The 19069-nt window shown below is 68.9% G+C and carries 19 protein-coding genes and 1 pseudogene; 15 read left to right on the top strand and 5 right to left on the bottom strand.

The window, feature by feature from the left end:
- Positions 1–25 precede the first annotated feature (25 nt).
- From QMK30_RS07815 to QMK30_RS07775, 9 genes are read left to right on the top strand one after another with little or no spacing between them, the layout of a single operon-like run.
- Entirely contained in the window at positions 26–3751 is a 3726-nt protein-coding gene (locus QMK30_RS07815; RefSeq protein WP_283516573.1) for a hypothetical protein, read from the top strand.
- Positions 3752–3755: 4 nt separating this feature from the next.
- Complete coding sequence (locus tag QMK30_RS07810) at positions 3756–6194, top strand: LamG-like jellyroll fold domain-containing protein (protein ID WP_283516449.1); 2439 nt, start codon at positions 3756–3758, stop codon at positions 6192–6194.
- Positions 6195–6203: 9 nt separating this feature from the next.
- Positions 6204–6614, top strand: a complete 411-nt coding sequence (locus QMK30_RS07805; protein WP_283516448.1) for a hypothetical protein — start codon at positions 6204–6206, stop codon at positions 6612–6614.
- On the top strand, positions 6611–7123 hold the full coding sequence (locus QMK30_RS07800) for a hypothetical protein (protein ID WP_283516447.1): 513 nt from the start codon (positions 6611–6613) through the stop codon (positions 7121–7123). The genes QMK30_RS07805 and QMK30_RS07800 overlap by 4 nt, the downstream gene beginning before the upstream one ends.
- A 60-nt stretch (positions 7124–7183) precedes the next feature.
- Positions 7184–7393, top strand: a complete 210-nt coding sequence (locus tag QMK30_RS07795) for a hypothetical protein (protein ID WP_283516446.1) — start codon at positions 7184–7186, stop codon at positions 7391–7393.
- Between the two features lie 3 nt (positions 7394–7396).
- Positions 7397–8257, top strand: coding sequence for a peptidoglycan recognition protein family protein (locus QMK30_RS07790; RefSeq protein WP_283516445.1), 861 nt, complete (start codon positions 7397–7399; stop codon positions 8255–8257).
- 17 nt (positions 8258–8274) lie between these two features.
- Complete coding sequence (locus tag QMK30_RS07785; protein WP_283516444.1) at positions 8275–8499, top strand: holin; 225 nt, start codon at positions 8275–8277, stop codon at positions 8497–8499.
- A gap of 16 nt (positions 8500–8515) precedes the next feature.
- Positions 8516–8815 (top strand): hypothetical protein, encoded by a 300-nt coding sequence (locus tag QMK30_RS07780; protein ID WP_283516443.1) that lies wholly within the window; start codon positions 8516–8518, stop codon positions 8813–8815.
- Entirely contained in the window at positions 8812–9465 is a 654-nt protein-coding gene (locus tag QMK30_RS07775) for a collagen-like domain-containing protein (RefSeq protein WP_283516442.1), read from the top strand. Before QMK30_RS07780 ends, QMK30_RS07775 begins: the two co-directional genes overlap by 4 nt.
- Positions 9466–9521: 56 nt before the next feature.
- Here QMK30_RS07775 and QMK30_RS07770 read toward each other — a convergent pair whose 3' ends face one another.
- On the bottom strand, positions 9522–10277 hold the full coding sequence (locus QMK30_RS07770; RefSeq protein WP_283516441.1) for a GntR family transcriptional regulator: 756 nt from the start codon (positions 10275–10277) through the stop codon (positions 9522–9524).
- Positions 10278–10422: 145 nt separating this feature from the next.
- Here QMK30_RS07770 and QMK30_RS07765 point away from each other — a divergent pair, with 145 nt between their 5' ends.
- The 4 genes from QMK30_RS07765 to QMK30_RS07750 all read left to right on the top strand — a co-directional run bounded on the left by QMK30_RS07765 (position 10423) and on the right by QMK30_RS07750 (position 11854).
- On the top strand, positions 10423–10773 hold the full coding sequence (locus QMK30_RS07765; RefSeq protein ID WP_283516440.1) for a hypothetical protein: 351 nt from the start codon (positions 10423–10425) through the stop codon (positions 10771–10773).
- Entirely contained in the window at positions 10766–10978 is a 213-nt protein-coding gene (locus QMK30_RS07760) for a hypothetical protein (RefSeq protein WP_283516439.1), read from the top strand. The genes QMK30_RS07765 and QMK30_RS07760 overlap by 8 nt, the downstream gene beginning before the upstream one ends.
- 133 nt (positions 10979–11111) lie before the next feature.
- Positions 11112–11609 (top strand): glycine-rich domain-containing protein, encoded by a 498-nt coding sequence (locus QMK30_RS07755; RefSeq protein ID WP_283516438.1) that lies wholly within the window; start codon positions 11112–11114, stop codon positions 11607–11609.
- Between the two features lie 68 nt (positions 11610–11677).
- A complete protein-coding gene (locus tag QMK30_RS07750; protein ID WP_283516437.1) occupies positions 11678–11854 on the top strand; it encodes a hypothetical protein in 177 nt (58 codons plus the stop codon).
- A 201-nt stretch (positions 11855–12055) separates the two neighbouring features.
- Here QMK30_RS07750 and QMK30_RS07745 read toward each other — a convergent pair.
- Positions 12056–12634 (bottom strand): annotated as a pseudogene (locus QMK30_RS07745) (ATPase, T2SS/T4P/T4SS family); the annotation flags it as partial.
- Entirely contained in the window at positions 12631–13752 is a 1122-nt protein-coding gene (gene ssd, locus QMK30_RS07740; RefSeq protein WP_283516436.1) for a septum site-determining protein Ssd, read from the bottom strand. The gene ssd and the pseudogene QMK30_RS07745, both read right to left, overlap by 4 nt.
- 431 nt (positions 13753–14183) lie before the next feature.
- Between ssd and QMK30_RS07735 the strand changes: the two genes are divergently transcribed.
- Positions 14184–15059 (top strand): HAD family hydrolase, encoded by an 876-nt coding sequence (locus QMK30_RS07735; RefSeq protein WP_283516435.1) that lies wholly within the window; start codon positions 14184–14186, stop codon positions 15057–15059.
- 372 nt (positions 15060–15431) lie between these two features.
- Here QMK30_RS07735 and QMK30_RS07730 read toward each other — a convergent pair whose 3' ends face one another.
- The gene (locus tag QMK30_RS07730; protein WP_283516434.1) at positions 15432–16256 is read right to left on the bottom strand and encodes a Fic family protein; all 825 of its coding nucleotides are present in this window, start codon (positions 16254–16256) and stop codon (positions 15432–15434) included.
- Positions 16257–16358: 102 nt separating this feature from the next.
- On the opposite strand from QMK30_RS07730, the gene QMK30_RS07725 reads away from it, so the two are divergent.
- A complete protein-coding gene (locus QMK30_RS07725; protein ID WP_283516433.1) occupies positions 16359–17354 on the top strand; it encodes an ATP-binding protein in 996 nt (331 codons plus the stop codon).
- 135 nt (positions 17355–17489) lie between these two features.
- Here QMK30_RS07725 and QMK30_RS07720 read toward each other — a convergent pair whose 3' ends face one another.
- Entirely contained in the window at positions 17490–18806 is a 1317-nt protein-coding gene (locus QMK30_RS07720) for a polysaccharide deacetylase family protein (RefSeq protein WP_283516432.1), read from the bottom strand.
- Positions 18807–19069: the final 263 nt, after the last annotated feature.

Raw genomic sequence — 19069 nt, 5'->3', positions numbered from 1 at the left:
CCGGAGGTGAGTGCGCGTGACTCGGATGACGTTCGTGCTCGACGGGCGCGACCAGCTCTCTCGCGTCTTCAACCGCGTCGGCGACAACGCGAACCAGCTGCACCGCCGGATCAGCGCGTCGATGACCAACTCGTCTTCGGCCGTCAACCGGTTCACGCGGGACACGGCGAACGGGATGGCAGGCATGCGCCGGGACACCGGCGCCGGTGCCAAGGCGATCGAGGGCCTCAAGAGCTCCGTCATCTCGCTCGCGCCGGCGGCGATCCCGGCGGTGTCCGCGATGGCACCGCTCGCCGCTGGCACCGGGGCTGTGGCTGTCGCCGCGCTGGCGTTCACCGCAGCCCTGGTACCGCAGATCGGCGCACTGTCGGAGGCGGCGGAGGCTGAGAAGGCGTATGACGACGCGGTCAAGAAGTCCGGCCGCACGTCCGAGGCTGCGATCACGGCGCAGGTCGAGTACCAGCGGACGATGGCGGAGCTCCCGCCGGAGACACGGCGCGCGGCTGCATCGCTCGGGATCCTGAAGGACGAGTACAAGGACTGGTCGAACTCGCTGGCCGCCGACACGATGGCGCCGGTCACCAAGGGGATCAGTCTCTTCAACGGGCTGCTGCCCAAGACGAGCGGGTTGGTCAAGGGCACCAGCCAAGAGCTTGACCGGATGGTCACCATCGCCGGTGGGGCGATGTCCACTCCCGGGTTCGACCGGGTGAACAGCAAGTTCACGGCTTTCGCGACCGGGACGCTGCGCAAGGTCACCGATGGTTTGGTTCACCTGATGCGTACCGGCGACGGCGGCAAGGTGGGCGGTGGCGCCAGCGAGTTCATGGACTTCGCCCGGGAGCAGGGCCCGGTGGTCGCGGACACTCTGCGCAACGTGGCCTCGGCGGTGCTGAACATCCTCCAAGCCGGGGCCGATACCGGCGTCGGAATGCTGCAGCTCGTGAACGCACTGTCCAGCATTGTGGCGGCTGTGCCTCCGGCTGCGCTGTCCGCCCTGCTACAGCTGGCCATTGCGATCAAGCTGGTCAAGGTCGCCGCGCTCGGCCTCGCTGCGGGGCGTGCGGCGATGGCCGCGTTCGGGGTGTCACTGGTCGCGATGCAGGTTGCGGCGGCCGGGGCACCGGGGCGGCTGGCCGCTGTCACAGCTGCGATCGGCACGCTGTCACGCGGGGCGAAAATCGCGCTGGCGGGTACGGCCATCGGTCTTGTCGTCATGGCGATCGCACAGCTTTCATCCATGGGTGATACGGCACCGCCCGACGTCGACAAGCTCACCACGGCTCTCGGCAAGCTGGGCCAGTCCGGGCAGGTGACCGGCGAGGCCGCCACCCAATTCGGGTCAAAGTTCGAGAAGCTCAAAGACCAGATCAACGAGATGACCAGCCCCAGCGTCGCGGAGTCCATCAACAACTGGGGCGCGGACATCAGCGGCGGAATGCTGGACGCCGGCGATGCCACCGAGAAGGCGACCGCCTCGATCAACTCGGTGGACGAGTCGCTGGCGAACCTGGTCCGGGGCGGTAAGGCGGACCTGGCCAAAGCCGCTTTGCAGAACATGCTCAGTCACATGGACCCGACTCAGGTCCAGAAAATGAAGGAGGGTCTCGACGGCTACGACTCGGCTTTGGCTGACGCCAAATTCGAGGCTGACCACGCGGCCCAGAGCATGGGCTTGTTCGGTGCGCAGGCGCAGGCTGTGCAGGCAAAGCTCGATGGCCAGAAGGCCAGCACGGACGGCCTTCGCCAGTCGATCATGGCGCTGAACGAGGTCAACCGCGCGGCGCTCGACGGGCGCGCGGGCATGGAAGCGTCGATCGACGCGGCGGCCAAGGCGACCAAGGGCCACGGCGACGCCCTGCGCATGAGCAACGGCGAGTTGAACCTCAACACCGAGAAGGCCCGTACCGCGCAGGCGGCCCTGACAGATCTGGCACGCAAGACCGAGGAGAACGTCTCCTCGGCGCGCAACAGCGGCAAGAGCTGGGACTACGCCAAGGGCCAGTACGACCGGGGCCGCGCGGCCATCATCCGCTCCGCCGATGCGATGGGTCTCAGCCGCAACCAGGCGGTACGCCTGGCCGATCAGATCATGCGGACGCCGAACAAGACCGCGTACTTGAAGGGCAACCTCAGCGACCTGCAGGCGAAGCTCGCGGCCGCGAAGGACCGGCTGGGGAAGGTCCCTGACTCGCGGAAGGCGCAGGTCCGGGCGGAAATCAGGCAGTTGAATGCTGCGGTCGCTCAGGCCAAGGCGCGGCTCGCGGAGATGGACGGCCGTACGGCCACCGCCACGGTCCGTACGAATTATGTGCAGACCTATCAGGCCCAGAAGAAACCGTTCTGGATGCTCGCGTCCGGCGGCCCGGTCCGGTTTGCGAGTGGCGGCCCGGTCGGCTACCCCGGCGGCGGATCCGTGCGAGGTGAGGGCACCGGCACGTCGGACAGCATCCTGGCGCGGCTGTCGAACAACGAGTATGTGATCAAGGCCCGGTCCGTGGCGAAGTACGGCGTCTCGTTCCTCAACGCTCTCAACGAGGGCCGCCTGTCCATGGCGTCCGCCCTCGGCTCGGGCGGCGGTGGAGCGATGGGCGGTGCCGGCCGCGAGGTCGGGCGCGGCCTGTCCTCTGGAATGGCAGCGAGCACGGCCGGGGTCGAGGGGGCGGCCCGTCAGATGGCGGGCGCGGTCCTCACCGGGATCCGTGCCGAGCTGCAGATCGCGAGCCCGTCGAAGAAGACCAGGGCCCTCGCCGCGGATGCGGGCAAGGGCATGCTCATCGGTCTCACGGGCAGCAAGGCCAAGATCTCAGCTGTCGCGAAAGACCTGGTCAAGGACATTTGGGCCGCGTGGAAGGGCACACGCAGTACCAAGGACAGCTCGTTGGTACGGATGGTCAACCGCGACACGAAGAAGCTCCAGACCCTCGCGAGCAAGCGGGACGCGATCGAGTCGAAGGTCGCCGCCGGGAAAAAGTTCGCCGCGGATGTGACGTCGAGCGCGCGCGAGGGCGCGTCCCTCGGCAACCTCGGCTTGGACGCCGAGGAGGTGACCGCGGGAAGCATCAAGGGCGGGCTCGCCGCGAAGCTGCAGAAGATGAAGACGTTCACGTCGTACATCAACACGCTGGGCAAGCGCGGGCTGTCCAAGACGTTGCTGCGGCAGATCCTCAACATGGGTCCCGAGGCCGGGTACGCCTACGCGTCCGCGCTGGCGGGTGCCAGCAACGACGTGATCAAGTCCGTCAACAGCACTCAGGCCGGGATCGATAAGGCCAGCACGACGTTGGGACGTGACGGCGCCGACCGGCTGTACGACTCCGGGAAGAACGCGGGCAAGGGCTTCTTGAAGGGGCTCATCTCGCAGGAGAAGGCGATCGAGGCGCAGATGCTGAAGATCGCGAAAGGCATGCAGCGCGCGATCAAGAAGGCCCTCGGCATCAAGTCGCCGTCGACCGTGATGGCAAAGCTCGGCCGGTACACGACCGAGGGCTTGGCCGCCGGGCTGACGCAGCCGATGCCGGCGATCGACCAGGCGCTCGCCGCGGTCACCAGCCGGGTGGCCAGCGCGCGGCCCGTCATGGGCGCAGCCGTCGCCGCCGACGGGCGCGGTGGGCGCGGTGGGCAGCCGGTCAACGTACAGATCGATATCCACAGTGCGCTCGACCCGGTCGCGGTCGGCCGCGAAGTCCAGCGCGTTCTGCTCAGCCTGAAGCGGACCCACGGTCTCAACATCAACTTGGGAGTGGGGTGATCCTGTGGCGCTGCTCGTCGAGGCCGGATGGGGCGGGCTGATCCAGTACCCGCAGACCATCACGTGGACGGACATCAGCCAGTACGTCGACATGGCGCAGGGCGTGAGCATCAACCGCGGGGCAGCGGACGAACTCTCGGAGTCGCAGCCCGGCACGCTGTCGTTCAGGCTCGACAACCAGGACGGGAGGTTCACCGCAGGCAGCCCGGGCAGCCCGTACTCCCCGTTCGTGCGCCGCAACGCCCCCATCCGCTGCGCCGTGACAACAGCCCCGGTACGCACGGGCGCCGCCCCGTGGCCGGCCGCCATGCTGGCCGACGACTTCGACGACGGCCGGATGGATCCCGTGCTGTGGCCCGCCAGTTACGGCGGTGCGAGCGAGACCGGCGGCAAGGCCCGCATCCCGATGGTCCCGGGAGGCTTCGCGGCGTACCAGAGTGCTCGGCAGTGGCTGCTTGTCGGCTCCCAGTTCATGGTGAAGTTCGCGGCGCTGCCCGCCGCGGGCGGCAGCTCGGCCGCGTCGGTGTCCGTCGTCGCGAACTCGACCACGGCCGGTACCCGGGTGGGGTTCACCTACAGCCCGGTCGCCGGAACGCTGCGCTGCGTCTCCGACGTCGGGTACTTCGACGGCAGTGCGATCAGCCTCACCTACAGCGGTATCGATCATGTGTGGCTGCGTATCCGCGAGGCGGCCGGGACCCTGTACTGGGAGACCAGCGGCGACGGCCACAACTGGGTGATCCGCCGCATGCTGGGGACCCCGGCCTGGGTGACCGTGCAGACCCTCGCCATCGAGCTGGCCACCAGCCGCACCGGCGGCACGGCCGACTACGTCGAGTTCGACCTGGCCGGGCACCGCGTTCACTCCCGCTTCTGGGGGACGCTGAACGACTTGCCGGTGGCCTGGGCGGGGCTGGAGTCGACGGTCACCTCCTCTGCCACCGACCTGTTCAAGCCGGTCAACCGGCTCCCCCCGCTCAGGTCATGTCTGGTCGAGGAGGTGCTGCTGTACGGGCCGTCCGCGTACTACCCGCTGACCGAACCGGCCGGGGTCACCTCGGCCGGGGACCTGTCCGGTACTACCACCGGGGCCCTGGCCCGCGTCCAGGTCGGCGCCGGGGGCAGCGCCGACTTCGGCGCGGAGGAGGGGCCGCCCGCCACGGGCGAGACGTGCCTGTCCCTCGTGCCTGCCTCGGCCAGCGCGGGCAAGTACTTCAGCGCGGACCTGGGCCCCACCTTCCAGTCGGGCAGCAGCCTGTACTGGAAGCTGATCGAAGTGTTCTTCAAGACGAGCACGGTGAGCCGGGCTCTGCTCGGCGTGTACTCACCCGACCTCGATCACGAACTCGTCTTCACCCTCAACGGCTCCGGCGTCCTGGCGATCGAGCACATCGAGGACGGGCCCGGCACGCGGGCCGTCACTACCACCGCGTCCGGGAACCTCGCCAACGGGGCGTGGCATCACGTCGTCTACGACGAGGCCGACGGCAGTGTGTACGTCGACGGCGCCCTGATCGGCACCGGCCTGCCGATCGTGGGCATGGGCAACCTGCGCACCCTGCACGTCGGCGGCTACCGCGGCGCCCGCCTGTGGGCAGGGCAGATCGGACACGTCGCGGTCTACCTCAACCCCTCCGCCCTGGGCGCGTTCCGCGCCGAGCACTACGCCGCGGGTATGACCGCCTTCGCGGGCGAGGCGGCGGACGCGCGGATCGCCCGCCTCGCCCGGTACGCGAAGATCGACAGCGTCACCGTGACCGGGTCGACCCATGACCCGGTCGCCGGGCAGGGAGAGGCCGGCACGTCAGCCATGGCCCGCATGCGCGAGGTCGAGACGACCGAGGCCGCGAAGCTCTTCGCCGAACGCGACTGGTTCGGGCTCGCCTACCAGTCCCGCGACGTGCGCTACAACCCGGACTCCTCGCTGGAAGTCTTCACGATCGCCTACGCGGATCTGGAGCCCGGCATCGAGCTGGTCGACGACGACCAGAAGCTGGTCAACTCCGTCGACGCGTCCCGGCCGGGCGGCGCCACCCAACGGGTGTCCGCAGGGGCGAGTGTGTTCGCCTTCGGCCTGTACGAGCAGTCGCTGAACCTGCTGAAGATGACCGACAACTCGGTCCTGGACGCGGCGTACTGGCTGGTGTCGCGGTATGCCGACCCCACCCCCGAGCTGCGCGAAGTCCCCATCGAGGCGTACACGATGGCCAACTACACCGACATCCTCGACGCCGACATCAGCTCGTACTTCTCCGTGACCGGCCTGCCCCCGCAGATCTCCGCCGCCTCGATGCGCGTCACCGTCGAGGGCTACACCGAGACCATCCGCAACGGATCCCACCTGATCCAGTTCCACACCAGCCGCAGCGCAACGGACTCCGTGTGGGTCCTCGACGACCCCGTCTACTCCGTGCTCGGCACCACCACCCGACTCGCCTACTGAGGAGCACGCATGCCGATCGCCGTCGTCAGAGCCGAGAAGTTCTACATGCCGCCTCCGCGCGAGCCGGCCAACTCCTGGGACCAGGTCCCGGCCGCCGAGCGGGTGTTCAAGTGGATCGAGTACCGGATGGAACGCCGCGTCCTGCCGCCAGCCGGATCCGTGGATCAGACGTACTTCGCGCGCATCAACCAGAACCGGTGGATCGCCGACTGCATCTGTGGATCTGCACAGGTCGTCTCACCGAGCGATCCGCGCTACGGCTGCACCGAATGCGGGTGGGGCTGGTGCGCGCTGATCTTCCCTGCCGACGCGGCAGCCGTCGAGGCGCCGCTGATGAGCCTGCCCCCGTACCTGCGGAACTGGTGGCACGCCGACGACCCGCGTAACCCTAACGCCCCGATTGTGGGGATCGTCAGGTGACGTTCAGCCCACGCACCTGGGTGGTCGGCGAGACCGTAAGCGCCGCGATCATGAACCAGGAGATCCGCGACCAGTTCAACAGCATGTTCGACGCGTGGACCGCGTACACACCGGTCTGGTCAGCCGTCACCACGGACCCCGTCCTGGGCAACGGGACCCTGGCCGGCCGCTACCTGAAGGTCGGCAAGACATGCAAGGTCAACCTGATCCTCACTCTCGGATCGACCAGCACCTTCGGCGCCGGTGACCTCCGCCTGTCCCTGCCGTTCACCGGCGCGAGCATCGCAGGCGGCTGCGGCGTCCTCACCTACCAGTACTCCCGCACCCCGTCGCCCAACTACGTCATGGGCTCCGGCCCGTTGTCGTCGTCGGCCACCACCACCGGCACGGTCTGGCTCGCCAACCCCGGGACCATCGGCGACTGGAACGCGTGGGCAAGCGGTAGCCCCTGGACCGGCGCGGCCGGCGACATTCTCCGCGCCTACGGCGAGTACCAGACCGCAGCCTGACCGCATCATCCCGAGCCCCGAGCCAGACGGCCGGGGCTTTCGTCATGCCTGGAGGCGACGATGGAACACGCACAGACCCCGCCGATCCTGCGGTACTTCGAGTTCGGCCACCTGCCCGAGCACCTCGCGAAGGTGTCCGCGCAGTTCGCCGCCTTGGCCAAGCAGGTCGTCGACCTCACCGCGCCCGGGCCCGAGCAGTCCGTCGCGCTGCGCAAGCTCCTCGAGTCCAAGGACGCCGCTGTCCGCGCTGCCCTCACCCGGGAGAGCTGACCTATGGCCTGGTACTCGGGCGCCGAGAAGATGGAGCTGCAACCGGAGTCGGACAGTCAACCGGCGATACGGCCCACGCAGCTCATAGTTCACTCGATCATCGCCCCGTGGACCGCGCGCCGCATGTATGAGTACTGGCGCGATAGCACGAATTTGGACAGCCATTTCGGCCTCGGGTACGACGGCGACCTGGGCCAGTACATCGGGACCGAGACCCGCGCCGACGCCAACTACCTGGCGAATCGACGCCCCGATGGCACGGGCGCGATCAGCATCGAGACCGCGTCGAACCTCCAGGGCACCGACCCGTGGACCGAGCCGCAGATTGAGGAGCTCATCGCCCTCGGCGTGTGGCTCCACAAGACGCACGACCTCCCGCTGCGCATCTGCCGCACCGCCGATGACCCGGGCTACGGCTACCACCGGCTCCACGCCGAGTGGGCGGTGTCCGGCACGGCGTGTCCTGGTGACGCGCGGGTGAAGCAGTTCAAGGAGCGCGTGTTCCCCGGGATTGTCGCGCGCGCCAACGGCCAGACAACCCCACCTCCGGAGGACGACGTGACGCCCGAGCAGGACAAGCGACTCAAGACCATCGAGCAGGAGCTCAAGGCCGTCAAGGCAGGCCAGGAGGCTGCGGCGTGGCGGTACAAGGGCTCCGCCGAACCGCGTGACGCGTACGACTACCTGCGCACCACCGCTCGACAGGTCGCCGCCCTGGCCAAGGCGGTCGACGCGCTGGAGCCGGTCGACCTGACTGATGCACAGCTGGCCGCGCTCGCCTCGAAGCTGGCCGCCCACCCCACCCTCGCCGAGCAGATCGCGGAGAAGGTCGCCGCGAAGCTCGCCGTCCGCCTCGCCGACTGATCACCAAGGAGAACACCATGGCTGCACCCGTAGAGAAGAAGGTCACGTTCGCGACCGTCGCGGCGTACCTCGGCAGCACCGGCCTGCTGGCCATCCTGACCGCGGTTCAGGGCGACGCCGGTCTCGTGGCCCCGCTGCCGGACCCGGCCGAGCCGTTCGTGCTCGCCCTCATCCCGGCCTCGATCACGTTCGTCGCCGGTTGGGCAGCGAAACACACCCACCGCGGGCCCGCCAGCATCTGACTGATCGGAGCGCGACATGGCTGATGAGCCGTCGATGTCGAACGGGGAGCTCGGGCGGCTCATCCAGTCCCTTCGTGAGGACATGCGTGAGGACCTGGGGCACCTCAACCTGCGCCTCGACAAGGTCGTCACTCAGGACGTCTACACGATCGAGAAGACGACGATCACCGAGCGCGTCACCGCGCTGGAGACGCAGCGCGAGAAGGACGCCGACCGCATCGTCGCCACCCGCAGATGGATGGTCGGCGTCGTCATCACCGTTGTCGTGGCCCTTCTCCCCTACCTGGTGGCGATCGTGACGGGGGCGAGAGCGTGAAACGGCACAAGGCGCCGGACGCCCACCGCTCACGCCGAGGCAACGTCCTGGCGATCCTCGGCGCACTGCTCGCCGGCGCGGCACTGTTCACCGTGCAGGACCTGGCCACGGACCTGCGGGACGCGAACCAGGCCAGGGATCAACTCGCCCTCCAGGTACAGCGCCTCGGGGGAAAGCCCGTCGCAGGGCCGCCCGGTAGCCGGGGCGAGCCCGGCCGTGGCCAGCCAGGGCCATCCGGCCCGCCGGGGCTGGACGGCGAGCCGGGGCCGGTGGGTCTGACCGGCCCGGTCGGACCCACCGGCCGGCCTGGAGACGATGGCAGCGACGGCAGTGACGGCGTCGGCGTGCCGGGTATCTCGGGCACTTCGGGTACGGACGGCGCTTCGGTGGTCGGCCCTCCCGGACCGGTCGGACCCCAGGGCGAGCCGGGCCCCGCGGGTGCAGCTGGCGAGCAGGGGCCGCCTGGTGAGCCGGGCCGTGACGGATCAGATGGCACGGACGGCCAGTCCTGCCCGGACGGCTACAGCCTTCAGCCGCCCGCCGATGATCCCGATGCCCTGGTCTGCCGCCGCGACGCCGCCCCTGACCCTGAGCCCCCGCAGGGTGGCCAGCCTCAGGGGCTCGATCCATCCCGCCGCCAGTACCCGTGAACGAACGCGCCCCCTCTCACCTTCGGGTGGGAGGGGGCGCGTTCGTGCGTCCGGGATCAGTCGTCCAGATCGATGACGAAGTCCACGATCGTCGTGTCACCGCGGCGGACGATCGGGTGAGCGACCTCGACGATGCGCCCGGTGGCCGCGATGTGCCGCCGGGTGTACCGCAGCACGGGGACACCGGCCCCGATGCGGAGCGTCGCCGCTTCCACCTCGGTCGGCATGGCCGAGGTGAACGACTCTGTGATCCGGGTGACCGTGATGCCCAGGCTGGCCATCTGTGCCCGAGTACCGCCCGGCCACGGCTCGTTGATCGGGTCGGCCACCGGCGTACCGGCCACGTCAGTCCACCGAACATAGCTGGTCGACATCTGTGTGGGCTGGTCGTTGTCGTAGAAAACGAAGTGGCGGGCGAGGAGTCGCTCGGCCACCTCGCACTCGAAGAGCGACGCCAGCGCAGCATCCGCTCGGACCTTCTCGAATCGCTTGTCGAGCCGGTACTCAGACCAGCCGATCCCCTGATCGCGGGTGTACGGCGTGGACTTCGCGCCCGGCGCGGTGCGATACCGGTCTGCGGCCATGCGGTGAACGGGCGGCTGGGGGCGCACGAGAGTGCCCGCGCGTGCACGGGTCTCAAGCAAGCCTTCGTTGCGGAGCAGAGTGACGGCGTTCCGGATCGTCGTCTCGGAGACCCGGTAGTGCTCGCACAGGGCCGGGAGGGTGGGGATCCTGTCGCCGGGCCCGAACTCGCCGGAGGAGATACGGCGTCGCAGGTCAGCGGCGATCCGCAGGTATTCGGGCTGCGCCACTCCCACACCACCGTTCCGAATGATCGCGTCAATCTGTGTACACATAATGTCCCCCGCTCACTTGACCAGTGCCAACTCCAGCGACAATCTGAGTACAGATAAAAACTATCCGTACTCAGATAACTACGGGATCCGGGGGACAGTCGTGTCCGAATCTGGGCATACCTGGCGCAAGGTCTTCATGGCCCTGCCGGTGGAAGCTGACCGAGTCCGCTCCTGGACGGCAGGCCACGTAGCTCACGAGGATGCCCCGCTCGTCGCGAACGAACTGTTCGTCGCCGTCCTCGGCAACCGCCCCGAATCCATCGAGATGACCATCTCCACGGCCGGCCCGCGGATGCGAATCACCGCCACCGGCCAAGCCCCCCTCCCCATCCTCCAAGTCCACGGCCCCGGCGCGCTCGTCATCAAAGGTCTCTCAAGGTCCTCCGGCATCACGACCTGCGTCTGCGGCCTATGGGCACAGCTCACCGCCCCGGAAGCCACCCATGAGTGAAATCTGTGCCGTGTGCGGCATCGACGCCGCAGAGACGGTCGCCGTCGGTCTGGAGCACGCCAACTCCGGGCCCGGCCGCATCCTCTACGCCTGCCTGGGCTGCCGTCAGAGCCGCAGGATCTTGCCGCTCGACCAGCACCCGGCAGACAGCTACGGGTTCCCGCGCTTCGACTACGCGATGACACCCCAGCCGCACCCCCACTGACCCCCGCCGTCCCCAGCACCCCATGCCCACGGGGGCGGCGGGCTGCAAGACCCGCCTCGGCCGATGCATCCGGCCAGGAAACCCCGGCCGAGGCGGACGGTCCATCCCATCCACAGAACGGGAGAACACCCTCATGAGTATGACCACCCAGGCATCCGTGACACGGGACGTCCGCGACCTGATCCACCCCGAGGACCTCGACGCCGTGACCGCCACCGTCCAGCGGAACAACCTCGGCATGGACAGCGCGCTCGCCGAACTGATCGTGCTGGAGGCCCTGAAGTTCGAAGCGGCCTGCGCCGCGCATCCTGATGCCCGCCTCAAGCCCTCCCGCGTGGTGGACGAGGGGTGGCACGCGCTGATCCTGCACACGCGCGTCAAAGCGAGCCTCGCCGGTCGGCTCGGCCTATTCGTGCACCACGTCCCTGAGGCCCCGGACACCGGACGCCACGACCCGGATGCACTGGCCCGCAGCCAGGCCGCAATCACGGCCGCCGGGTACGCCCCCGAGCCCACGATGTGGGTCGGGCCATCCGACACCAGCATCCCCGTGGCAGCGTCGTGTGAGCACTCCCCGCCTGGCCCGGAGGGGTCGTGTAGCGGTGACTGCTCCAATACGGGTGGGAACTGACCGAAGCTCTCGTCTCCGATCCGCAGCGGCCGTAGCGTCGGTGGGAAGCGAAGCCGAAGGAGGCCCATATGCGTGAGTGGATTGATCCGCGTTACGCCGAGGTGGTGGACAGGTACCGGGCGTCGAAGGTGACGGCAGGGCCGCCGTCGCAGAGGAATCGAGGCTGGGTCAGGACGTCCTATGGCGATCCGTTCGTGGTGTTCGTGCACCCGGCGAACCGAACCTCGTACACGCTCGGCCGCTGAAGCCGCCCCGGTCGTCCGCTTCCCCCGAGGCGGACGGCCGGGGCTTTTTCGTCCAACCTTCGATTCCAAGGAACCGGGGACGCGCTCCGGAATGGAGCCCAGGGTAGCCATAAAGCAGCAGGTCAGAGCCTCGCTCCGTCGTTTTCGCGGAGCCGCGAAAGTGATCACTCCTTAGAGGTGTCACAAAGCGCGATTCGGGTTCCCCGAGCCCGTGCCCCCGCTGATCAGATACGAGACGCGGGCATCGATCAGCGCCCGCAGCACCCGGTCACCGCCGGGCGGCACCGTGCCCGCCGCGACCAGCTCATCCAGCGAGAACGCCTTGAGCCTCACCACCCGAAGCGACAGGCACGTCGAGCCGACCGCCACCGGCGGCAGCACCGCATGCATCCGTGTCCCGTCCGGCAGTCGCGCGTCCACCCAGGGCCGCGCGTCGTCCAGCCGCCGCCCCGCCACCGCCGCGAGCCGCTGCGCCAGCCTGCGCACCGCCGCCGCGTCGGTGAAACGAACCCCGGTGAGCTCAAGACCGCCGCCCCGGTCCACCCACACCCGGTCCGGAGCGGACACCAGCACATCGGTCACCGACGGGTCGGCCAACAGCGGCTCCAGCACCCCCGTGCCCACCAGCTCGCAGCGCAACTCCTCAGCCGCACCCAGCACTTCCGCGTCGCCGAGCAGCCGCCCCTGCGCCCGGAGCGCGGCGGCCACCCTGGCGGGCGTCGGCTCGGCCCCGCTCTCCGCCAGCCGCTGCCGCACGGCGTCCAGCAGCTCGGCGCTCATGAGACACCGCCCCCGGCGAGGGCGCGGCCCCAGAACGCCGTACAAAACCGGGCCAGCGGCCCACGCGCGCTGGCGCCCGGCGGTGTCCCGCCCGTCTGCGCCTCCAGCAGCCCCGCCTCCACCGGCAGTTCACCGGCGAGCGGAAGCCCCAGCAGCCGTGCCACCTGCTCCTCGTCGAGTCCCGAGGCGTACGGCCCGCGCACCACTGCCCTGAGGTCCCGCAGCACCATGCCCACGGTCGACGCCACCCGGCTCGCCGCCGCCACGGCCCGCAGGTCCGCCGGCACCACCAGCAGCCCGAGGTCCAGCTGCGCCAGCGCCTCGGCGACGGCCTCGTCGACCCGGCGCGGCAGATCCACGACCACCACCCCGCCGCGCCGACGGGCCGCGGCCAGCACCGCCCGCATCGCCTCCGGAGGGATCACCACCCGGTCGCCCCGGTCCCAGCTCAGCACCCGCAGCGCATGCAGTTCGGGCAGCGAATCCTCCAGCGCCCCACTGCCGACCCGCCCCCGGGACTCGGCGAAATCCGGCCATCGCATGCCCTCCGCGGCCTCCCCGCCGAGCAGCACGTCGAGGCCGCCGCCGAGCGGGTCCCCGTCGATGAGCATCGTGCGCTGTCCGGTGCGGGCGGCGGCCACCGCCAGCGCGCACGCCAGCGTCGACGCCCCGGCCCCGCCCCGCCCGCCGATGACCCCCACGGTCAGCGCCTGGCGCCCCACGCCCTCGGCCACATCGGCGATCCGCTCGACGAGCCAGGATTCCGCGTCGGGCAGTCGCAGCACATGGTCGGCGCCGATCTCCACGGCCAGCCGCCAGACACTCGGATCGTCCTGATCCTTGCCCACGAGCATCACGCCGCGTCTGCGCGCGGTCCCGCTTCCGAGCACCGCGGCACGCACCCGCTCGGCCGCGTCGTCACCGACCAGGATCAGCGGCGCGCTCTCCCAGCTGCCGGTGCGCGCGGGCACCGCGTAGTGGACTTCCGGCTCGGCGCCGGCCGCGGCGCACAGCCGCAGCAAGTCGTCGAGCAGATCCACGTCCTCGGTGACGATCAACGGCCTGCCCTGCCGCCCTTCGGCAGTCGGCAACCGGTCGGATGTGATGGATCCAGCCACGATCTCCGCCCCCTCTCACAGCGATTCCTTGCGTCCAGGAACTTCGTGGACGGAATCACCGTGGAGGGATCTGGAAAATCGTGTGGATCTTGCTGAAAAACTGTGGACAACCGGCGCCTTGTGAATATCCCACTCACCTATTCCGGCGACTCCCGGAGAGCAGCGGAACCACTACGGAGCGTGACGAGTCTCAAGAGTGGAGGGCGGCGCCGTCGAGACCCTCGAAGAGGAGGAGCGATCAGAACCGGAGGACGAAAATACATCCGGACATGCGACGACCCCCGTCGGGGGGGAGAACGGGGGTCGTCTCCTCGGCCGACTCGGGGGGGGGAGGAGTCGGACCGGGGTAGCACGGTCGCGAACGATCCGTGACTTCCATGGTGTACCCGAGAGCCTTCTCAGGCAAACCCACGCGCCACAGCGTACGCCGAATGGTGGGCGCCTATGCTCGCCTCGTGGAAAACCACTCCTTGCCTCGAACAGCCGCCTTCTTCGACCTCGACAAGACGGTGATTGCGAAGTCGAGCACGCTGACCTTCAGCAAGTCCTTCTATCAAGGCGGACTGATCAACCGCCGGGATGTTCTGCGCACCGCCTACGTGCAGTTCGTCTTCCTGGCCGGCGGCGCCGACCACGACCAGATGGAGCGGATGCGCGAATATCTCTCCGCGCTCTGCAAGGGCTGGAACGTCCAGCAGGTCCGGGAGCTGGTCGCCGAGACCCTGCATGACCTGATCGACCCGATCATCTACGACGAGGCCGCCTCCCTCATCGAGGAACACCACACCGCGGGACGCGATGTGGTCATCGTCTCCACCTCGGGTGCGGAGGTCGTCGAGCCCATCGGCGAGCTCCTCGGCGCCGACCGCGTGGTGGCGACCCGGATGATCGTCGGCAGCGACGGCTGCTTCACGGGCGAGGTGGAGTACTACGCGTACGGCCCCACCAAGGCCGAGGCGATCAAGGAGCTGGCCAAGTCCGAGGGGTACGACCTGACGCGCTGTTTCGCCTACAGCGATTCGGCCACCGATATCCCGATGCTGGAGTCGGTCGGCCACCCCTACGCGGTCAATCCGGACCGGTCTCTGCGCCGTGAGGCGGTCGCCCGCGAATGGCCGATTCTCGTCTTCAACCGGCCGGTTCCCCTCAAGAAGCGGCTGCCCGCCTTCCCCATGCCGCCCCGCCCGGCGCTCCTCGCGGCAGCCGCCGTGGGTGCGGCCGCGGCCACGGCGGGCCTGGTCTGGTACGCCGGTCGGCGCGCCCGACGACAGCCCGGATCACCGTCCGGAGCTTTTGCCCGTATTTGAACCTAAAAGTAAAGAAGTGCAGCCAGGGGTTCCACTTGCCCCGCGACAGGAGTACAAAGGACTCAACGGCCCGCGAGACCAAGGATATCCGAGAGGATCACCTTTCACGCAGTTCGGCCCCACGGACCGCGCACAGAAGTTGAGCACCCACGCGACGTCGACCCGTCGATTACGGGCCAGCCGCACCAGGTAACGGGCCAAGTTCCCGACCTGATGGGCAAAAATACGAGGACGCTTGGTAACTCGACGGACGTGCCAGCGGCGGTACCAGGACTGGTACCGCCGCACCCCATGCGGCAAGCCTTCGCAGCGCGCCTGCACCTCGCCAGACCCAGTCAGCACGCCTGCGCCACTCCGCACCGCGGAACGCGCCTACGCCGCTCCGCGCTGAAGCGCCTCGCAGACGGCCGTCGATTCCCTGGCCCCCAGCTCCACGGCGCGCCCGCAGTGCGCGATCCACGCCGCCATTCCCGCGGGCGTCCCCGACACATAGCCGTCCAGCGCCGCGACATACGCCGCACGCCCCAGCTCCGCGTGGCCCACCTCCAGCGGGCAGACCGACTTCGGGTCGAGGCCGCTGCCGATCAGCACGATGCGTCCGGCGGTCCGCGCCACCAGCCCGTTGTGCGAGCCGAACGGGCGCAGCGCCAGCAGTTCGCCCTGCACCACGGCCGCCGTCACCAGAGCAGGCGCGGAGCCGCCCGCGACGACCAGCCCGGACAAGCCCTCGAGCCGTCCCGCCACCTCGTCCGCACCGGGCACCGCGAGCTCGACCAGCGGCTCATCGACCGGCTCACCCGCGAGCCGCGGACGGCCCACCAGTTCGTCGGACACGTCCGCACCACCGGCCGCGACCAGATGCAGCCTGGCCAGCACCCGCAGCGGCGACTGCCGCCAGACGGACAGCAGCTGACCGGCCTCGGCCGTCAGTCGAAGCGCCCCGCCGACCGTGCGCGACTCGGCATCCTGACTGAAGTCGGTGCGTCTGCGCACCTCCTCGAGCGCCCAGTCCGCGCCCGAGAGGGCCGCCGAGCCACGCGCCCCGCGCAGCGCCGCCTCCGCGGTGATCTCGTTGCTGCGGCGCCTCATGACCCGGTGCCCGTAGACCTGGTCCACGGCCTTGCGCACGGAGTCGACGGCCTCGGGCACACCGGGCAGCGAGCCCAGCGCCTCCAACGGATCAGCTTTCGTACTCATAAGTAAGGAGCCTACGCACACCCGGCACTCACCCCACCTTGGAGTGGTCTTCTTCACTCACAGTGCACACCAGGAGCAATCATGCGATTACCCTTGGTGAACATGAAGATCGCTTTCGTAGGGAAGGGTGGCAGCGGGAAGACCACGCTGTCCTCGCTGTTCATCCGTCACCTCACCGCCAATGAGGCCACGGTCGTCGCCGTGGATGCCGACATCAACCAGCACCTGGGCGCCGCGCTGGGGCTCGACGAGGCCCAGGCCGCCGCACTGCCCGCCATGGGGGCGCACCTCCCCCTCATCAAGGACTATCTGCGCGGCACCAACCCCCGCATCGCCTCCGCCGAGACGATGATCAAGACGACCCCGCCCGGCGAGGGTTCGAGGCTGCTTCGGGTGGCCGAGGACAATCCGGTGTACGACGCCTGCGCCCGCCCCGTCCAGCTGGACGACGGCGAGATCCGGCTGATGGCGACCGGGCCCTTCACCGAGTCCGACCTGGGCGTCGCCTGCTACCACTCCAAGGTCGGCGCGGTCGAGCTGTGCCTCAACCACCTCGTCGACGGTCCGGAGGAGTACGTCGTCGTGGACATGACGGCCGGCTCCGACTCCTTCGCGTCCGGCATGTTCACCCGCTTCGACATGACCTTCCTGGTGGCCGAGCCGACCCGCAAGGGTGTCTCCGTCTACCGGCAGTACAAGGAGTACGCCAGGGACTACGGCGTGGCCCTCAACGTCGTGGGCAACAAGGTGCAGGGCCAGGACGACATCGACTTCCTGCGTGAGGAGGTCGGCGACGACCTCCTGGTCACCGTCGGCGCCTCCGACTGGGTCCGCAGGATGGAGAAGGGCCGCCCGGCCGCCTTCGAGCTCCTGGAGGCGGACAACCGCCTCGCCCTCCAGGCCCTGCAGAACGCCGCGGAGGACTCGTACGCACAACGCGACTGGGAGCGCTACACGCGGCAGATGGTGCAGTTCCATCTGAAGAACGCGGAGAGCTGGGGAAACGCGAAGACGGGCGCCGACCTGGCTGCCCAGGTCGACCCCGCCTTCGTACTCGACGAGAGCTTCCCGGAGGTCGGTGCTCCTCAGCCGGCCTGAGCCGGCCTGACCGTGTCCCTCAGACGGACTGGCGGAGGGCCCGGGCTCCTCAGCCCGCAGCCTGACCGAGAAGCCCGTGGCTCTCGGCCGACTCGACCGAGACGTCAGCGCTTCTCCGCCGGCTTGACCGAGAAGTCAGCGGCCGTCCGCCGGCTTGGCCGGAGCTGCCGGCCTCGCCGGTGCGGCTGCCCCGGTGGGCGGGGCGGCCGCGGGCCGGGGGGCGAGGAAGGCGGGCCAGCCCTCCTTCGGCGCCTGGCCCACGTCGAGGGTGCCCATCTTTTCCAGCACCTTCGGGTCCTGCACGTCCAGCCAATCGGCCACCTGCTTAAAGGACACGCAGCGCACATCGCGCTGCACACAGACCGTCTTGATCGTCTCCTCGATGGCGCGCATGTACGTGCCGCCGTTCCAGGATTCGAAGTGGTTGCCGATGATCAGCGGGGCGCGGTTTCCGGTGTACGAGCGGCCGAAGGCCTTGAGCAGGCCGTCGCGCATCTGGTCACCCCAGTAGGCGTGCTGCGAGGGATCCCCCTTGACCGTTCCCGACTGGTTGACCATGAAGTTGTAGTCCATCGAGAGCGTTTCGAAGGCCCGTCCCGGCACCGGGACGAGCTGGAGCGGCATGTCCCACAGCCCCTCGGTCTTCTTCGGCCAGACCTGCTTGCCGACGCCGCTGGAGTCGTAGCGGAAGCCCAGCGCCTTTCCGGCCTTCATCATGTTCTTCTGCCCTTCCAGGCAGGGCGTGCGGGCGCCGACGAGCTCCTTGTCGTAGTCGAAGGGCAGCGGCTTGGCCTTCGACAGGCCCGAGTTGGTCTTCCAGCGCTTCACGAAGGCCTTGGCCTGCGAGATCTCGCTCTTCCACTCCTCGGTGGACCAGGTGCCGACGCCACCGTCCTTGCCGCAGAAGTGGCCGTTGAAGTGCGTGCCGATCTCGTTGCCGTCCAGCCAGGCGCCGCGGAGGTGTTCCACGGTGTCCTTGATGCCTTCGGCGTCGTTGAAGCCGATGTCGGACCGGCCCGCGGAGTGCTTCGGCGGATCGTAGAGGTGTCTCTTCTCCTCCGGGAGGAGATAGACGCCGCTGAGGAAGTACGTCATCGTCGCGTCGTACTTCTTGGCGACCTTGCGGAAGTGGGAGAAGAGCTGCTGGCTGTCCTCGCCCGCGCCGTCCCACGAGAAGACCACGAACTGCGGGGGCTTCTGCCCCGCCTTCAGCCGCTTCGGCTTGAGCAGATGGGGCTGGGCTCCGGTGAACGCGGTCGAGCCGTCCCCGATCAGACGCACCGCGCTCTTGGGCGCCGCCGCCGGAACGTTCTTCTTCGCTCCGTGGGCCCCCTCCTTGGCAGCGGGAGCACCGGACCCGGAACCGAAAACGGATCCCGAGCAGCCGGCCAGTGCCGCGGCCATGGTCATGGCGACGACGCCGACAGCGATCCTCTTCGTGGCGGCCATCATCCGCCCACCCTCTTCCTCAGGTCTCCTGCGTTGATGCGTTGATTTGCCGACACGGCGCGGAATTGCCGAGATGGCGCGGCAAACCTCGCATGCCTCAGCAAAGGGGAAGATGTGACAAGCCGCACAAAATGCCTATTCACTGGAACGGGTGAATGATTGACCTATTTGACCGGTAAATCACCCTTGGTCCTTTACCCTGCATTACGATTCGTTTACCGAGAGTTGAAAGATCCCGCCGCTGCACGCCGTGCCCCACGGCCGCG

It is taken from the genome of Streptomyces sp. H27-C3 (assembly GCF_030063415.1).
In the GTDB taxonomy this organism is placed as follows: Bacteria; Actinomycetota; Actinomycetes; order Streptomycetales; family Streptomycetaceae; genus Streptomyces.
The sequence above is the reverse complement of the archived record's forward strand: the minus strand, read 5'-3'. Positions and strand labels throughout refer to the sequence as shown.